Annotated in this window: 11 protein-coding genes; 3 read left to right on the top strand and 8 right to left on the bottom strand. The window is 32.7% G+C overall.

What is annotated here, in order from left to right; all coding sequences use genetic code 11:
- Positions 1 to 116: 116 nt before the first annotated feature.
- The 5 genes from DNU06_RS03310 to DNU06_RS03290 form a co-directional block, all read right to left on the bottom strand.
- Entirely contained in the window at positions 117 to 3,965 is a 3,849-nt protein-coding gene (locus DNU06_RS03310) for a T9SS type A sorting domain-containing protein (protein ID WP_111061774.1), read from the bottom strand.
- 184 nt (positions 3,966 to 4,149) lie between these two features.
- Positions 4,150 to 4,845 carry a LytR/AlgR family response regulator transcription factor gene (locus DNU06_RS03305; protein WP_111061773.1) on the bottom strand — a complete coding sequence of 232 codons (696 nt, stop codon included), beginning with the start codon at positions 4,843 to 4,845 and terminating at the stop codon, positions 4,150 to 4,152.
- Positions 4,842 to 7,766 (bottom strand): sensor histidine kinase, encoded by a 2,925-nt coding sequence (locus DNU06_RS03300; protein WP_111061772.1) that lies wholly within the window; start codon positions 7,764 to 7,766, stop codon positions 4,842 to 4,844. The genes DNU06_RS03305 and DNU06_RS03300 overlap by 4 nt, the downstream gene beginning before the upstream one ends.
- A gap of 221 nt (positions 7,767 to 7,987) precedes the next feature.
- Positions 7,988 to 9,541, bottom strand: a complete 1,554-nt coding sequence (locus DNU06_RS03295) for a T9SS type A sorting domain-containing protein (RefSeq protein ID WP_111061771.1) — start codon at positions 9,539 to 9,541, stop codon at positions 7,988 to 7,990.
- Between the two features lie 105 nt (positions 9,542 to 9,646).
- Entirely contained in the window at positions 9,647 to 11,533 is a 1,887-nt protein-coding gene (locus DNU06_RS03290) for an O-antigen ligase family protein (RefSeq protein WP_233502932.1), read from the bottom strand.
- Positions 11,534 to 11,660: 127 nt separating this feature from the next.
- Here DNU06_RS03290 and kbl point away from each other — a divergent pair, with 127 nt between their 5' ends.
- A complete protein-coding gene (gene kbl, locus DNU06_RS03285) occupies positions 11,661 to 12,851 on the top strand; it encodes a glycine C-acetyltransferase (RefSeq protein ID WP_111061769.1) in 1,191 nt (396 codons plus the stop codon).
- A 64-nt stretch (positions 12,852 to 12,915) separates the two neighbouring features.
- Here kbl and DNU06_RS03280 read toward each other — a convergent pair whose 3' ends face one another.
- Positions 12,916 to 15,372, bottom strand: coding sequence for a TonB-dependent receptor (locus tag DNU06_RS03280; RefSeq protein ID WP_111061768.1), 2,457 nt, complete (start codon positions 15,370 to 15,372; stop codon positions 12,916 to 12,918).
- A 145-nt stretch (positions 15,373 to 15,517) separates the two neighbouring features.
- On the opposite strand from DNU06_RS03280, the gene DNU06_RS03275 reads away from it, so the two are divergent.
- Positions 15,518 to 16,636: a glycosyltransferase gene (locus tag DNU06_RS03275; protein ID WP_111061767.1), complete on the top strand. Its 1,119-nt coding sequence runs from the start codon at positions 15,518 to 15,520 to the stop codon at positions 16,634 to 16,636.
- Positions 16,629 to 17,762: a glycosyltransferase family protein gene (locus tag DNU06_RS03270; RefSeq protein WP_111061766.1), complete on the top strand. Its 1,134-nt coding sequence runs from the start codon at positions 16,629 to 16,631 to the stop codon at positions 17,760 to 17,762. Before DNU06_RS03275 ends, DNU06_RS03270 begins: the two co-directional genes overlap by 8 nt.
- Here DNU06_RS03270 and DNU06_RS03265 read toward each other — a convergent pair.
- Entirely contained in the window at positions 17,759 to 18,154 is a 396-nt protein-coding gene (locus DNU06_RS03265) for a toxin-antitoxin system YwqK family antitoxin (protein ID WP_111061765.1), read from the bottom strand. The two genes, DNU06_RS03270 and DNU06_RS03265, sit on opposite strands and share 4 nt — an antisense overlap.
- Positions 18,151 to 19,128 carry a polyprenyl synthetase family protein gene (locus tag DNU06_RS03260; RefSeq protein ID WP_111061764.1) on the bottom strand — a complete coding sequence of 326 codons (978 nt, stop codon included), beginning with the start codon at positions 19,126 to 19,128 and terminating at the stop codon, positions 18,151 to 18,153. Before DNU06_RS03260 ends, DNU06_RS03265 begins: the two co-directional genes overlap by 4 nt.
- Between the last annotated feature and the right edge of the window lie 78 nt (positions 19,129 to 19,206).

The following is a 19,206-nucleotide window of genomic DNA, read 5'->3' as shown; positions in this document are numbered from 1 at the left end:
GTAGGCACAGCCCGTTGCTTTTCCAATTTAAATGAATCAGACTTTTCAACAGGTTATAAAATAAAAAAGCTGCCATTTTTTGAATGGCAGCTTTGAATAAAAAGTGGGATATTAAATTATAATTTAATAAATTTTAATTTACCAGAAATTTCCCCTTCAGAATTTAAAGACATAAAATATGTTCCTGAAGCAAAATGCTCAATATTTAAAGTTTTTCTACCTGAGGTGAATGAAATATTCTCTTGATGTACTATTTTACCATCTATATTATAAATAGTAATTGTCTGGTAAGTACTTTCTGAGCCATTCAAAATTTCTAAAGTTATCTGATCTTCAGAAGGATTAGGGAAAGCACTTAACAAGATCATATCTTTTTGGATTTGAATTGTTTTAGATTGATCTATTATTGGTGCTTCAGAAATTGGAAAATTGTATTTATATACACTAGGAATAGCAGTAGATTTTGCAATTGAAACGGCTAAATTATAATTAGCATTGGAATTGTTACTTTCGTTTATTAGTTTTTCCAAGGTTTTTAGATCTGATTCATTCAATGTGATATCATTCAGAATTTTTAAATTCAATCTTTCAACTTGTTTATAATGTGAGTCATTTAGGTTATTTAGCCTAACTAAGGCTTGTTCGTAACTCTCGTTATGTTTATAGTAGTTATACCAAATTGAATTTAGATCGGCTTGTTTTAAATTAAAGTAGTTTAGCACCTCTTCCAAATAACTTTTATTAATTCCTTCGATATTTGTCGCGGCATTAATTATTTCAAACTTATTTTCATTATGTTCGAGATAAGTCAAGAATTTATTTAAAGATGGTAGCTTTAACTCTCCATTTTCTTCTTCAAATGCTTCTAAAAATATAGCGTCGTTCCTACATGCAAAGTTTGTGTTTAAATTACCTTGATTATCATATCCAGCAATTTGAAATGCACAAGAGGCAGTTGAATGATACGGGTTATTTTGAGTCGTGATAATATTTCCAAAAATATTAAACACGCCAAAATTATTAGCAATGTTTAATGTAGTTAAAGGACTGCTAATATCGGTAGAGTTGTTTCTATTGCTCCATAAAGTATTCATACCTGGATTGGAAGCAGTACCTATACTGCCTGTGTGGCCATTATTTAATATTCCAATCTGATAGTTATAAATGAAATTGTTGCTTACGATTGGTATTGTACTATTTCCTTTTAATTCGATTCCAAGATGACTATCTTTTATGCAATTCGAGGTTATTTGTGTTGAGGAGTTCCCTTGTTCCACAGAAATCCCACTACCTAAATCAACTCTCATTGTAATATCATTGCAGGTAATAAAATTTGTAGACTCTTCATTTAAATTCGTGTTAATGCCGAAATTGGATATGTTTGTTAAATAATTATCTGATATATTTAAACCTCCAGATTGATTTGCATAGATTCCAATGTCAAATCCATCAATGGCATTATTAAAAATATTGATATTACTTGATCCATCAGTAAAAATGGCAGTTCTTATATAGCTTTTAATGTTATCGCCATTGTTTAATTTATTGCCACTAATACGTACAGTTGACGATTGTGAATTAAATATAGATATTTGTGAAGTGTTGTTGGAACTCGTTGAATATGCATTGTTAAGTTCTAACATGTTATTTTCTATATTTACCAGACCTATGGGACTTTGAATTGTTATAGCATCTGTCATGTTAGTCAATTTGTTACTACTGACATTTGTTGATGTATTCAATAAATCAATACCGGACACAATTAAAGCAGTTTCCAATGAATTATTTGACATTGAATTTTGACTAATCTCTATTGGTACTATTCTTAATTCCGCGTTAAAAAAACTGTTAGCATGGATATTAATTACATTATTTGGATTTGTAGATTCGTAACAATTGAAATAATTTGGAAATGAATTGTTAGTGATGAAATTATTTCCATAAATCGTTCCATGATAAATTGATTGATTAATATATATTCCTTCATTACAATTAGAAAAAGTATTCGAATTAATCTGAGCAGTTATCTGGTTGTTCAATTCATCTTTGCCTTCTAAATTAATGGCTATTTCAGCATTTTTAAAAGTATTTTCATTTATTTGATGGGCGTTAATTGTAGAGCCAAAGAATTTTAGCCCTCTCCAAGTATCATTGATTGAGCATGGTCTGAAAACTGAATTATTAGCTCTTAATTCAGCACCATTAATAAAATCAATACCTGAACACGACCCAAAAACTACATCTGCAGTAGTAATGTCTAATACTGAATTGTTCACAGTGATTATCGTGTTGTTAGGAATATAGATTTTCCCATCCCAATATGTGTTGGTTGTCACATTATTAGTGATTGTGGTAAATAAAGGATCATCTGCTGCAGCACAACAATCCTCACTTTCGTAAATAGTAATTGGAATTGAAGTAATGTTACAACTACCTTCTAAATTAACTAAAATATAATATTGACCGGGTTGGTTTACAACATTACTAGCACCACTGCCTGGAATTAAATTATAGTTAGTACCATCTGAGCTATAATACCAGCTATAGCTTGTTACACCTATTCCCATTGCATCAATTGTCGCAAGTAAATCGGTTGATTCTCCTTGACAAATCGTATCACTACCTGCAACGTCTACCACAGCACTCCATTGGGGTGTTGTTAAAAATTCTGGAAAATTTGTTGCAAATGTGTTAGCTGTCGATATAATATTTACATTATCATAGATTGGGTCAGGAGTTCCTGTTGTTGTAGATGCAGTTAAAGCAACATCAGGATTAGTAATTCTACCTATTTGAACAGTCCCATTATTTCCTATTAATCCTGCATCTTTAATATGATAAATATATCCATCTGGTGCAAGTTTTAAACCTCCAGCTCTCAAGGGTCCGAAACCAGCCACCTGATATTTTAGTCCTGAGGAAAATTGAAATTGGTATAAGTTACTATTGAAGTAAGACGCATAGTATAAAAAATCACCAGTTGGGGAAAACTCGCAATCATATAAAATTTCTCCATCAAAAGCATCTACTAAGAAGTCAGTAGCTGTTAGAAATTGGCCTGTTGTATTATTAAATTCACATGTAAATACATAATTGGTATCTCGTGAATCTCCTGAGGTCGCACTTCTTCTTGAAGCTGTAAAAGCCACTTTATCAATTGATGGGTTTGAATTAGCATTTCCATTAAAAGACATGTTCATTATTGGTGATGCTCCTGTATTATCTAAACCGATACCTGGGCCAAAATCATATACATTTAAATAGGTTACGCCCGCAGGATCAATTTGGTAAACTACATATTGAGAGTTTCCAGATAAGCCATCAATATTGTTGATTGGATTTAAAAGTCTTGTTACTAAAAAAAAAGTATAAGGATCATTACCATGTGGAATTATTACCATCCCTTCACCAACAGCAGTATTTGAGTATAATCCAGGTAAGCTTGTAGTAGGGGAAAAGCTCGGAGTGGCCGTTGAATTGTCATATATTCTATACGTAACAGGTCCTGAGGTGGTTCCTGCTGGATCTTTTCCTGTTGGATTAGAAAAAACATAGTACTTGTTAAATGGACAAATTGGCATTACACAAGTTACCACAGGTTGGGCTGAAGAAGGGCTCGCTCCAAGACCATACGCAGGTGTAGTAGGTGTAATATTATTATGAGTTGCGTCAAAAACCTCATTCCCATCAGTGTAAAATATTAACTGCCCTGTATTAGGATCGGATGCTACCGCCCAGCTTTCAAATCCATTAGAACTAGATATAGCACTTGGTGCGGGAGACATGCTTAATGGTAGTGGTTGGGTGTACAAAGAATTGCCTGATCCTGAGTAAAAATCAAGATTAATGTTGGTTGTATTACTTCCATCAGTCCTTCCAAAAATCCAGTTTTTATCTGAAAGGTTTTGTCCAATGGCACTTAAAACGAACATGCAACTTAAAATTGACAATAATATTTTTTTCATGTTAAAAAGTTTAAATTATCCTACTCTAAAATGGGTTTTCAGATCCCCCAGATTTACTTGAAATCGGTTAAAACTAGGGGTTATTAATCTTTTTTTTGATGCTAATTCATAAACGGGTTTCGCAATTTGTATTAACGGTCGGAATTATTTCATTATCGGTTTTAATTTTAAAAGGAGGACTTGATTAAAACAACAAGTTTAATACTTCTTCTTTTTTTCTTCTGGATAATGGTACTTGTGAAGCATCTGACATTTCAAAATAGCCACCTTCTAGCTTGACGTATCTTTTGATATGATTTTTGTTAATAATGTGCGATTTATGTGTTTTAACAAACAAATCACTAGAGAGATTTTCTTCCAATTGTTTGATACTTTTTGAAATCACAATTCTATTCCTGTTCAAGGTATAGATAGTGGAATAATTACCTTCACTTTCAATTCTAATTATATCTTCTAATGAGATCGCTTCAATTGTTTCTTTTGTCTTGATTACCAATTTCCCATGTTCTTCTTTAACGGCATCATTTTTTGTTAAGTATATGATGAGTTCAATAAGTTCATCTATTACAATAGGCTTCATTAAGTAGCCATCTGCAAAAACATTAAACGCATCAACAGCATATTCACTATGGGCAGTGGTGAAAATTATTTTATACGCCGATCGGTCTATACTTTTAATAAAATCAAATCCAGTTTCATTTGGCATTTCTATATCCAAAAAAATGATATCTACTTTTTGTTTAAGTAATATTTTGAGCCCTTCATTCACAGAGTTAGCAGTCCCGACTAGTTCTAGATTAGGAACAAATTCTGTTATGATACTTGAAAGATAATTTATCCCACCTTGCTCATCATCAATTATTATTGCTTTTAAATTCATTTTTCAATAAATGGTATTTTTATTTCTACAATTGTGCCTTCTTTATCTGTTGCATTTTTTACTTTAAAATCATGTTGCATGTGGTAAAAACCAGCAAACAATTCAATTCTGTTCGTCAATAATTTTGTGCCTTTAGATTCATGATTTAATCTTGACTTTTCCATGGATTTTAAAATACCAATGCCATTATCTTCTATAAATAGAAATAAATATTTTTCTACTTTTTTAATCCGGATACATATTTTCCCTTTCTCATTTTTTGGTCGTATACCATGCCAAATTGCATTTTCTATTAATGGTTGGATTAATAAGGTTGGTATAAGCACATTTGTCGCATGAATACTGGGCTCTTTTTCAATGATAGTTTCGATTTGATTATTAAATCTTAAATTTTCTAGCTCTAAATAGATTTTAATTAAATCTAATTCTTTTTGTAATGAAATAGTAGGTTCTTGCGAATTGGCTAATGTTTTACGCATTAATTGCGCAAACATGGATAAGTATTTATTAGATGCTTTCCGATCGTTATTTATAATAAAGCTTTGAATTGAATTTAAGGAATTAAAAATAAAATGAGGGTTCATTTGTGCATTTAATGCTTCAATTTTTAGACTTTGTATTTGGCGTTTAATTGCTTCTGTATTTTTAACTTTTCTCAATAAGTAGTAATAAAGGAGGACTAAGCATATCAGAATTGTTAGACCAACAATGAGCTTAAAAGATACGGTTTCCCAAAAAGGAAATAATACACTTATTTTTAATAAAGCGGGTTTGGAGCTCCAATTTATGCCATTAGTTGAAGCGTACAATTCAATACTATATGTGCCTGAAGCCAAATCAGGGAATAACAAATTACTTCTTTTGGTATAGGTCCATTCTTTGCTGTCTGCATTTAATTTGTATTTGTAGACAATGTCTTTAGCATGTTGTAAATCAATTCCAATAAAAGAAATGTCGATAAGAGGCTCATTATAACCAATGCTGATTACAGTATCAAGTTTGTAATACGTGGTATCTTGTAGTTTTACATTTTTAAAGTATACGGGTACATCATATAGTTTTTTTTTAATAACTCTTTTATCCAATACAGTTAATCCTTTTTTAGTGGCGATATATGCTTTGTTTTTACCTACATAAATGTCATTTATTTCATTGGAAATTAAACCTTCTCTTTCTGTGATAGTGATAATTTCTCCAGAGGTTTGGATGATATTTAATCCATTAGAAGAGCCTAGCCAAATGTCACGATTTTCATCCACCGCAAGGGCATTGATATCGTTGCTTAATAAACCTTTTTTTGCATCTATATTATAAATACTACTATCTGAAAAAAAGACGAGTCCATTACCTTTTGTGGCAAGTAGAATCGTTTTTTTGTCGTAATTAGCAAGTTTTTTCACTCGTGAATTCAATAATTCATTTTCAGGATATAGTTTATTAAGATTCCTGTTAATGAGTTCATAAATACCTAGTTGAGAGCCAATTAATATTCTATTGTCTGCTGTTTGTATCGCATCAGTTGTCCTTATATAATGTATTGTGTTATTCAAAACACCATACTCACTTAAGTCTTTTATGTGTAGGTCCCTAAATGCTTTTTGCTTTATGGGGATTTCTTTATTATTAAATAAAGTAATTAAACTATCCTTTCCATAAGGTAGAATAAAGGGTTGAGAATAGTCAAATAAACTAGTTAACTTACCTTGGTTATAAATAAAAGAATTGTATTTGAAAATGATAAATCGGTTTTTATATTGGTCGTAAATTATCTTATTGATTGCGGTTTTATTAGATTTGATATCTACCTTACTAATGCGATTGTTTTTTAAGTTTAAAACAGACAAAGTGCCATTTAATCCACCAATCAAAACCACATCATCAGATCCATTAATAGAAGTTAAGTTATTGGTTTGAAGTCCGTCATTTTTAGTGTAGGAGAAATGGTCAAAATTAGAAATGTAGTATACGCCGTTTTCTAAAGTTGAAAACCAAAAACCATCATATTTTCTATCATAGAAAATATCACAAATGGAATAATCATTAAAATATTTGGTTAAAATTTGAAATGGTTTTTGGCTATTCATCACTACTAATCCACCATTTGCTAGGCCTATATAGTATTTTCCCTTTAATTTGTTAATTGCTAAAATTCGTTCGTCAAACTCTTTTAAGAATTCTATTTTTGAGCCATCAAAACTATATAGCTTATTCCATATTGAAAAAGTGGTCAATGCTCCTTCTTGATGAATGCCTTTAATGATACTTTTCCAATAACTTTTATTTGAATTTATCAATACTAAATTTGGAATTTCAAGTATAGATTTTGAGCCATTTTTTAAATTGAAAGTTAGTGATTTTGTAGAAGAACCTATTCTTTCATTGATGACTTTGATTACCTTATTTTCGATAAGGTAAATAGAGTTTGTAGTTCGATCTGATTTTAATGTAATTTGTCCCTGTTTATCTATTTTAATTAATCCGAAACCATGCCTGCTGATGTATACTGTTTGTGCTTTGTCAACATAAAACGATTCAATCAAAATTAAGCCAAATTCTGCTTTTATTTTTTCATTGAAGGCGTAGGGTTGTATTTTACCTTCATTGTAATAAAATATTTGTCCAGAATAGGTGGCAAACCATATTCGACCAGATTCATCCTCCATGGCGTAAAACACAACATTGTCTAAAAGCCCATTTTTTTTATTGAAAATTTCGAAGTCAGCACCATTATATCTAGCAACGCCTCTGTCTGTGCAAAACCAAATAAAACCTTTGCTGTCTTTGAAGACTGTATATACTTCAGAGCTTGGCAAACCATTTTCTACAGAATAATGATGGCTCGAATATGTGATGGAGAATGCTGGATTAAAAGATAATAGATAAAGCAGTAACCCAAAAAAATTATGTTTATCAAAAATCATGCATACGCTAATTACTATTAAAAGGGGGAAATATAAGGAATATAGGTCATGTTTAATTTTTCAGGGGACTAATTTATTATGCCAATGTTCTTATTATTAAAACTGAAATGAAATAATGGACTTTAAAGTCCGGCGTATTTTTTAGTGGAGGAATATGGGTGTTGAAAAAAAAGCACCACCTAATAAAAGGTAGTGCTTTAACTATGATAAAGTTATATTTTTTATTGTTTTACAATCTTCAAATGGTAAGCTGCATTATCGGCTTGTAGTTTTACATAGTAAATACCATTAGGTAAGTCGGATAAGTCTGCATTTAAAACATTAGATTGGTGGTTATCGAAAGTTTGACTCCATACCACTTGCCCTAGTTGTGAATAAACATTTGCGGTGAATTTCGACAATTCATTAGGTAATTCAATGCTGATTTTTCCTGTGGTAGGATTTGGGTAGACGGTTAAAGTAGTTTGGTCATATTTTTTAGTCGCTAAAAATGCAGATTTAAATATTTCCCCATCATCTATTAAAAAGTCTAGGCCATTGAATGAATTGTCAGTTGCGTTTACCACAAAGTCGTAGGATGATATTTGCTCATAACCTGGGATATTAATGAGGATAGAATAATTACCATCTGGAACATGGTCAAAACTGTAAAGTCCGTTTACATCTGTTTCTGCTTGGGCATAAATGCTATTTGTTTCGCCTTTTAAGAAAACTTCAACACCTTCTGCCAAAACTGTATTCGCTTTTGTGAATCCATTTGGTCCGTACCCTAAAGTGCCATTTACAGTTCCCGATCCTGTTAAATTAATACTTAAAAATGGTGAGATGTCATAAGTATTGGTCGTCACTAAAGGGTCAGTTGCGATTACAGTTGCATTTTGCCATGCAATATTATTTGGATAGTAAGTTGCGACTACATCTGTCATGTTGGATGGTACAGCTCTTAACAAATAAGATGCTTCTGCTATAGGTGAAAAAGAATAAGCATTATTGGGACTTACTATGGCATCAGCAATTAAAGTGTATGTTGCCGGTGAAACGTTATTATTTTGATGATAAAGCTCCACTACGCCATTAAATGTACCAGTATAATTTACTATACCATCTATTGCGGTTGATTCAGCTATAGTAATCGCATTTGATTCATAAAATGTACCGTCAAATGAATTACCATAAAAAACAGATAAATTGTCACCTACTGCAATTCCAGGATAGTTTATATTAAATGTTCCTTTTATATAATTGTCATTTAATGCGGTAACTGCTGTTTGAGGAAATAATAAGTTGTTACTACCTTGTACTAAATAAATGAAATTATCTGTTGCTTGCGAGAAGTTCGTATTGGCCGTACTAATAGTTATTGGTAGCGTTTGGTTGATGGCAGCAACATTTGGTGTAATGGTGTTCAAAGATGGAGGTTGGTTGTTTGGGTATACCGTAAAACCATTTCCTAAACTTAAATAATTTGTTTGAGTACTGTCATAAACTTCTACTTGATAAGCACCCAAATTCGCATTGTTAGGAATGCTTAAGTTTAAATTAATTTGTGTATTAGTCACTGCGGTAACAGAAAGAATTTGAAGGGTGTTAGTACCTTGAGAAAATCTAGCCACTGTATTTGTAGCAGCGGAGAAATGTGTATTTGTACCAGAAATGGTAACTGGCAATGTATAGGTTCCGCGCAGTCCATTGTTTGGAGATACGGTAGAAATATTCTGTGTATTTCCCAAATAGGATAAGCCAACGGCAAAGAATAAAAAAGCTAAATTTTTCATTTTAATTGTTTTAAGTGGTGCTAAGATACGAAATAAATAAAGAAATTTTATTTGGACCTATGGTAGTAGGATGCGACTTTGAACGATTTGGTTGCTTTTCTCCCATTATTTATTTTCTTTGGCATAATATAACCTGAGTTCGTCCTCATAGCTAGCTCCTGTTTTTCTTGCATTAATAGCTATTTCGTAAGCAAATTCTTCTTGTTTATAATGTGCAATAAGAAAGTTTTCGAAGCCTTCTTCATCCCAGAGTTCAATTAGCCAAGCCATTTTTACTTGTCCAATTGCTGTGGCATATGTTTTGTAATTTTGTGGTTCTTTGTCAATACGCACTTTTAAGATTTTATCTAATGCCCCATCAATATTACCATTGTTAAATTCAAGTGCAGCATAATTCATCAGGGTTTCCGTGAATATTGGATTTATAATTAGTGCTTTTTGATAGCTTACTTTTGCGGAATCTATTTCGTTTAAATTTAGGTAGGTGCTCCCTATGTTATTTAAAATATGTACATGATATGGGTTATGTTTTAGGGCTGTTTTAAATTCTTTATTTGCTGCTTTATAATGTTGTCTTTGGTATAAATCATTTCCCAAATACCAATGCACGGGCATTCCTGTAGGATCAATGCTATAAAAAGTTTGGTTGAGACTTTTGAGAATCTGAATTTTTTGATATTGTTTAAAAGTGAAATATTGGGCTTCTAATTGATACCAATAAAGACTTGTTACTAGGAAAATGATGGATAGCATTAGGCGACAAATAGATAATATTTTTCCATCTATCTGTAATGGCTTACCAGGTATGAATTGAATTAGAAAGAGGAGTAAAAAGAGCAATTCTATTTTTTCGAAAGGAAAAGAAAAGTTAGCAATCAGAATAAAGCCGAGCATACCTCCAGCAATACTATATTTTACACTTGGTTTTAAATCTGTTTTTAGTAATTTTCGAAAGACAAAGAAAAAAAATAGTAGGAGGATAGTTAATCCAACCAAGCCATTCTCTGCTGCAATTTGAATAAAATCATTGTGTGCTCTTTGAAAAAAAACCAAGCTATCTTCTGCTTGTGTAAAAGCCAATGGTGTTTTTAAAATTTCAATTTTCCAATCGCCAGATCCTACGCCGAAAATTGGGTTTTCTTGAATGATGGCAAAGGTATTGGTCCAAATCCTTAACCTTTCATTTCCGCTGCCAAAATTGGTTTCAAATAAGCGATCAATCCATGAGAAATGAAATGGATTTGTAAGCACAAAAACTAGACTGATTAACAATAAAGGAAGAAAGAATGATATGAATAATTTAAGGCTAATTTTTTTAATGACTTGGAGGTAATAAAGGAAAATTAATAGAGGATAGATTACATAGATAACTAACAAAACAGAACGGCACATGAGCAAAGTAATTAGGATGTAGGTTAGTCCTAAGGTCATTAACAATACCCATTTTTTCCATGTTGTTTTTGTTTCTGTGAGTCCAAGAAAAAAAAATGGGATAGACAAGGTTAAAAATTGGGCAAATTGATTCCTATGCCCAAAGTTAAAGGCAAACTGATAAGTAGTATTATGATTGAAATCATCTAGTTGCCATAGAAAATATATTTTGATGAATGCAAAAATGAGCAGCGGGACCAAGCAAAAAGTTAGTAGCAATGCAATGCTTTCAAATTTTCTTTTGATACTATGCCATTTTTGGAATAGTAAAGTTGCGGCAATAGGAGCAAGTATTAGAGGTGTTGTTCTTATTAAACTGTCCCATATATTATAAGAAGATAAGGCACTGACCATGAATTGTAAAACAAAAACACCCCAAATAAGATGGGTTAGATCAAAGGTGGTCTTCTTCGGTTTTTTAAAGCTTAATCCTATGCAAATCAAAGCGAAACCAAGCCATTTTGGTGTTACTGCATAATTTTCAATGTAGGGTGAATAGGCATAGATACAAATCAGAAAGGTAACTAGGGTAAAAAGACTGATAAAGTACTTACTATTCATTTTCAATTTAGAAAATAAAGTCATCCTTTCAAATATATGAGATAATGTAAAGAAGCATTGAAAAAAATGAATTTAAATGTTGCCTTCTTATTTTTTTTTACCTTTAGGGCATTAAATAGCTAGACAAATGATCGGAAAATTAGAAAACCAATTAAAAGAAGAGTTAGCAGCCATTAAGGAGGCTGGACTTTATAAAAGTGAACGAATTATTACTACACCACAAGGTGCGACTGTAAAAGTTGATTCGGGACAAGAGGTAATTATTATGTGTGCCAATAATTATCTTGGCTTGTCCTCTCATCCCAGTGTTATTGAAGGCGCCAAAAAAGCCTTAGATTCACATGGTTTTGGTATGTCGTCTGTTCGATTTATTTGTGGAACGCAAGACATACATAAAGAATTAGAAGCAAAAATTTCTGATTTCTTAGGAATGGAAGATACCATTTTATATGCAGCAGCATTTGATGCGAATGGTGGTGTTTTTGAGCCTTTATTTTCAAAAGAAGATGCTATTATTTCAGATGCTTTAAACCATGCTTCCATTATTGATGGTGTACGTTTGTGTAAAGCCGAAAGATATCGCTACGCAAATTCTGACATGGAAGATTTAGAGAAGCAATTGATTGCAGCACAAGCGCAACGCAATAGAATTATTGTGACAGATGGTGTGTTTTCAATGGATGGTTTTGTGGCAAAATTAGATAAGATTTGTGATTTAGCAGAAAAATATGATGCAATGGTAATGGTGGATGATTGCCATGCGACAGGTTTTATTGGTAAAACTGGTCGTGGTACGCATGAATATAATAATGTGATGGGTAGAGTTGACATTATCACTGGAACATTAGGTAAAGCCTTAGGTGGTGCAATGGGTGGATTTACGGCTGCTAAAAAAGAAGTCGTAGAATTATTGCGCCAACGTTCTCGTCCATATTTATTCTCCAATTCATTAGCGCCTTCTATTGTAGGTGCTTCCATTGCTGTATTCGACTTGTTAAGCGGATCAACCGAATTGAGAGATAAGTTAGAAGCAAATACCAATTATTTTAAAGCAGGGATTAAAAAAGCTGGTTTAGAAATTAAGGATGGTGATTCTGCCATTGTTCCTGTGATGTTATATGATGCTGCTTTATCGCAAAAATTTGCAAATAGGTTATTAGAAGAAGGCGTTTATGCCATAGGATTCTTTTACCCAGTTGTACCAAAAGACCAAGCAAGAATTAGAGTGCAACTTTCTGCCGCCCATACTACAGAACACCTTGATAAAGCCATTGCTGCTTTTGAAAAAGTAGGGAAAGAATTAGGTGTGATTAAATAAAATAGTTTTACAAAAAAATGAAGCCATGACATTTATTGTCATGGCTTTTTTTGTCCAAAATATATTACTCTTGCAGTCCCCTTGAACGCTTATTTAATTTAAACTCAATTTTATAATAAAACAATGGTAGTAAACCGAGTTGATTTCTAAATTGATAAGGTTCACTTGGATTGGTTTCGTTAGGGACATAAGTTAATCCTAAAATGTTAGGAGTATTGAATACATTCACTAAATCCAATCCAAATTCATGGGTGACTTTGGCAGCGTTTAAGGTATAATTAACCTTAAAGTCAAGCCTAAAGTATTCTCTAAATCGCTGGGTGTTGTAGCCTTCATCAAGGAATACAATTTCTTTTAATTCGTTGGTTGCGACAGTGTCTACATAGCCATATCTTTTACCACCTGCAAAGGTTATTTTGCCACCAAACCCAAGTTTTTTATTTTTCTTTTTCCCCAAGATAAATTCTTTTCCGACAAGGCCATTTACAATATAATTACCATTAAAATCTGTATCTCTTAAAACCCCATCTGAACCTCGGTATTTAGAATTATAAAGACTTACAGTAGTTAAGAAAAAGAAAGACTTATTAAAGAATTTTTGGAGGGTGAATTCAATTCCGTAGTTTTGTCCTGTTCCTGTATTTTGTAAATCATTGGGAAAGAATCTAGAAAATCCCGAACCTTGGTTGACTAAAGAAAAGGAGGAAGAGGTTGTTTCAACAGGGATATTATATAAGTGCTGGTAATAAACTTCCGTTTTAAATTTCAAGGAATTTTTGATGGAAGTGGCATAACTCAATACGGTATGTATGCTCCTTGAAAAATCCATGTCTATATTATGGTAAACTTTATCGCCGGTAATGGGATCAATTTGGTGATAGGTATATATGTACATAGGTTGGGTTTGAGAATGCATACCTACACCACCTGCCAAAACACTTTTTTCATTTAAATTATATTTTAGACCTACTCTTGGTTCAATGGGGGATACACTATTACTCAGAGAAAAATATTGACTGTGTAATCCAGCATTTAAAACTAAACTCGGGGTTATTTTGTAACGCCACTGCACAAAGGCTTGGAGCAATAAATCGGGATTGACTGACTTGTAATCCCAACGTGCTTTAAAAGCAGAAGTGGAGTCACTAATGTCATTTCGAATAGAATCTTGCATGTTAAAGGTATAAGCATCTAAATTAATTCCTGCTTTAATTAAATGTTTTGAATTTATTTTTCGCGTCACACTGGTATAGGCTGATACTTTATTGATTAAATATTGATAGCCCATCATGGTAAATGGTGCTGCTTTATAGTTCCACGTGGAATCTGGATTTAAATCACGGAGTATATATTCGTGATTTGTGTGCTGGTTTTCTCGGCCATATGCAATAGTTGACTTGATAAATGTTTTTTGGTTAATTGGCTTAGTTAAACTTATCCCTGTAAAGTACATTTGAGAACCAAAATATTGGTCCCGATCCTGGTCTCCAAAAGCATCTTGAGCTGGTTCTTCCTGGTCTGAAATTAAAATTTCAATTTCACTGGCACCACCAATGCCAAAAAAGGAGATGTCTCCTCCTTTTTTTAATGGAAAGTTAAATTTAAAAGCACCATCTCCGTATAAAGGTACCGCATCAGTTCCTATGGTAACACCAATTTTTTTCATCATGGTAAGGGTAGAATATCTTCCGCCAATTAAGTAACTGGCTTTTGAATTTGCAGATAAAGGTCCTTCTACTTGAAATTCTGTCCCTAAAAATCCAAACTGTCCTGAAAATTCGTGAATGGAATTATTGCCATTCCTTAAATTAATGTCAAATACTCCAGCCATGGAATTACCATATTCAGCAGGAAAAGCACTCATGAAAAAGTCGGAATTAGATAAGAATTTATTGTTCAATATAGCTACTGGTCCACCCGCGGAACCCGCAATGGCAAAATGGTTTGGATTTGGAATATCCACACCTTCTATTTTATATAAAACCCCTAAAGGTGAATTTCCTCTTACCACAATGTCGTTTCTGGAATCATCTGCGCCTTGTGCACCTGCATAATTGGACATCATTCTAGCAGGGTCTCCTCTGCTTCCCGCATAGCGATTGGTTTCCTCAATTGTAAAACTTTGCGCAGATACGGTAGCCATTTCGTTAATTACTTCTCCTTTTTTTGCACCCACTACTTCAATTTCACTGCCTACAAAGCTCGACTCTTCCAATTCAATAATTAGGATGGACTCTTTTCCAGAGTTTAAGGTCACCGTTCTAACGGTTGGGGTATATCCGGTATAATTAAACGCTAACTCATGTTTGCCAATGGGTATATTTTTTAAGGTAAAATCACCAGTTAAATTGGTGGTGGTGCCATAAAATACCGCTGCTGTATTTAGCAATTTTATAGTGCAGCCAATTAAAGGCATTTTTGTGTCTGCATCTACTATTTTTCCACGGATATTTTGGGTTATTTCTTGGCTATATCCCAAGCTAATTATACTTAAAAAGAAAGCGAGTAAAAATATTTTCATAGGGTGTATTTTAAGCCAATGTAGTAATTTTTTTTAATTTTAACTCGCGCATAGGCTGTGTTCGAGTGCCAATTAATAGAATGATTGTTCTTATAAAAAATTGATGGAAGTTCTTTGAATAAAAAATACTTTATACATTTGAATAGTGAAAAAGCAAAAGAAAATTATCATTTCCGTCACGAATGACTTATACACAGACCAAAGAGTAAAGCGAATTTGTGCTTTTTTACACGATACAGGTTATGACATTACTTTGTGTGGCCGAAAATTAAAAAGTTCCCCAGCATTAAATGACCGTCCTTACCGGGTAAAACGATTTAATTTACCTTTTACTACCGGGGCTTTGTTTTATGCTAGCTACAATGTCCGCTTATTTTTTTATTTACTATTTCATAAAACAGATGTGCTATTGGCCAATGACTTGGATACTTTATTAGCCAATAGAATGGCAAAAAGTTTTAAAAGAAATACGACTTTAGTTTATGACGCCCATGAATATTATACGGGTGTTCCTGAGTTGGAAAGTCGACCAAAAGTACAAAAGGTATGGCAAAGGATAGAAAAGTATTGTTTGCCTAAGGTGGATAAAATGTATACGGTCAATTCCTCTATTGCCGACTTGTATCAAAAATTATACCCAGGTAAAATTGAAGTGATAAGGAATATTTCTAACTTTATAAAAGCAACAAAAAGTTTAACTAAAAAAGAATTGGGCCTACCATTAGATAAAAAAATTGTCATTATACAAGGTGCAGGAATTAATGTTGACCGAGGTGCTGAAGAGGCGGTAGAAGCCATTAAATTGGTACCAAATACCGTGTTGATTTTTGTAGGAGATGGAGATGTAATTCCCGCGTTAAAGGAGAAAGTAAGAGCTGAAAAATTGACAGAGAAGGTGTTGTTTTATGGCAAACAACCTTACGAGCTTTTGATGAATTTCACCATGCAATCAGATTTGGGTTTATCTTTGGATAAAGATACCAATATAAACTATAAATTTTCATTACCCAATAAGGTGTTTGATTATATCCATGCTGGTATTCCATTATTAGTGACAGATTTAGTGGAAGTGAAAAAGGTGGTGGACGCATACCAAGTTGGAGAAGTTTGTCGTAGTTTAGTACCAATTGATTTAGCAAAACAAATGGAAAATATACTTTTTAATAAACCATTGCATGCGAAATATGTATTCAATACCCATCAAGCAGCAAAGGAGTTAAATTGGAAAAATGAATCCAAAAAACTAGCACGTATTTATGGATAAGCAACACCTGCATTTTGTTTCTTTTGATGTGCCGTATCCACCAGATTATGGCGGTATAATTGACGTGTTTTATCAATTAAAGGCTTTGCATGATTTAGGGGTGAATATTACTTTACATTGTTTTTACTACACGGGAAACAATCCACCAAATAAAAAATTGGAGCAATTTTGTTCCAGCATAAATTATTACCATAGGAAAAAACATGTCGGAAAATTATTGGCAAGTAAATTACCATTTATAGTTGCTACTCGAAATGACAGTAATTTATTAAAGAATTTATTATTAGATAAAAGCCCAATATTATTCAGTGGATTACAAACCTGTTATTTTTTAAATCACCCGGCTTTAAAGGATCGTCGAAAAATTGTTCGGGCCCATAATGTGGAGCATGATTATTATAAAGGATTGGCTTTGGGTGAAAATAATTTGGTGAAAAAACAATACTATTTATGGGAAGCGAAAAAATTGGAGAAATTTGAACAGATCTTAAAAGATGCTTCGGGCATTTTATCCATTTCAAAAAAGGATATTAATCATTTTAAAAAATACACCAAGACTTGGCATGTTCCCCCTTTTTATAACAACCAAGTTATAGCGTACAATGCACAAAATGTAGCAGTGCCATATGGGTTTTTTCATGGAAACTTATCGGTAATTGAAAATATAAATGCTGTTTTATTCATTTTAAGAGAAATAGCACCGAAAACTAAATTCCCAATAATTATTGCAGGTAAAAATCCTGCTAAAATAATAGTAGATAAAATTAATTTGTTGGCTAATGTAAGCTTACAAGCAAATCCTAATGCAAAAGAAATGGAAGCATTGATGACGGCTGCACAAGTTCATTTGTTGTTTACAGATCAACAAACAGGAATCAAGTTAAAGCTGATGCATTCCCTTGCAAAAGGAAAACACATTATTATCAATAGTAAAATGGATGATGAAGGATTATTTAAGGGTTTATGTCAGGTGATAGATAACCCTAAAGAGATTAAACAAACTTTTGAAAAATTGATGGTCACGCCATTTACAATAAAAGATTACGAAAAGAGAAAAGAAAACTTTACTCGTGTTTTTAATAACCAGAAAGGTGCTGCATTAACAGTAGCAAGTTTATTTGATTAATAGTTTTCTACTTTGCTTACTTTACCATTTTTGTCATAAAAAGTCCACTCACCAATTTTTTTTCCGGCTTTATAGTTACCAAAATAGTGGACTAAAGCATTTGGTTGCCACACCATAGAATAGCCATCATTGAGACCATTTTTAAAATTGGACTCACTCATTTTGTTACCATTTTCAAAAAACGACATCCAAAGCCCTTCTTTTAAACCAGCTTTATTTTTTTTACCTTCCACTTTAACCTGTCCATTATCATAAAATTCTTGATAATAGCCCGGTTTAACATTTTTAGTGACCATTTTGGCACTTGTTTCTTCATTCGTTGAGGTGGCTTCATTACAGCTAGGAAAAATTACTAGCATCACACCCAATACACCGACAAATAGTTTCATCATTTTTCTCTGTTTACAGTATAATCTACTAAGCCAATTAGAATTCTTTTTGGTTCATTATCTGGGAATTGTTGTAATAATTGAATGGCTTCTTTTCGGTATTCCAACATTTTTGCATGGGCATATTGTATACCGCCACTTTTTATTACAATATTCATGGCTTCTTTTACTTTTACTTTATTTTCATTGTGATTTTTCACAATATTTATCAAAGTTCGTTTGTCCTCTATTGTACCATTATTCAAGACATAAATCAGTGGGAGTGTCATCTTTTGTTCTCGGATATCATTTCCTGTTGGTTTCCCAATAGCTTCGCTATCGCCATAATCAAAAATATCATCTTTAATTTGAAAGGCTAGCCCTACTAATTCTCCAAACTTTTTTAATGTTGCCACGGTTGTTTCATCTTCTGTTACTGAAGCTGCTCCTGCCGCACAACAAGAGGCAATTAACGAAGCTGTTTTTTTTCGAATTACCTCAAAATATACTTCTTCGGTAATGTCTAGTTTTCTTGATTTTTCAATTTGTAAAAGTTCTCCTTCACTCATTTCTTTTACTGCTTCCGAAACAATTTTCAGTAATTGAAATTCTTTACTTTCTACCGACATTAATAAGCCTTGAGATAATAGATAATCGCCAACCAAAACGGCAATTTTATTTTTCCACAAAGCATTTACAGAAAAGAAACCTCTTCTTTCATTGGCATCATCTACTACGTCGTCGTGGACTAAAGTAGCGGTATGTAATAACTCGATTAAAGAAGCTGCTCTATAAGTTTTTTCTTCCACTTGTCCATGCAACATTTTTGCCGTCAAAAAGACGAACATGGGACGCATTTGCTTCCCTTTTCTTTTAATAATGTAATGTGTAATTTTATTTAATAAAGGAGCTTCGGAAACCATAGCCTCTTTGAATTTTTTTTCAAAGACCTTCATTTCATCACTTACACTTTCTTTAATTTCGTTTACAGATACCATAGATTAAGTTGCAAAGATACCTATTTGTTTAAATATTATTCGCTAAAAATTCTTAATTGTTGCAGGGTCAAAGTCTAA

This window comes from Putridiphycobacter roseus (assembly GCF_003234935.1).
Lineage (GTDB): Bacteria > Bacteroidota > Bacteroidia > Flavobacteriales_D > Crocinitomicaceae > Putridiphycobacter > Putridiphycobacter roseus.
This window is presented reverse-complemented; position numbering and strand designations above follow the sequence as displayed.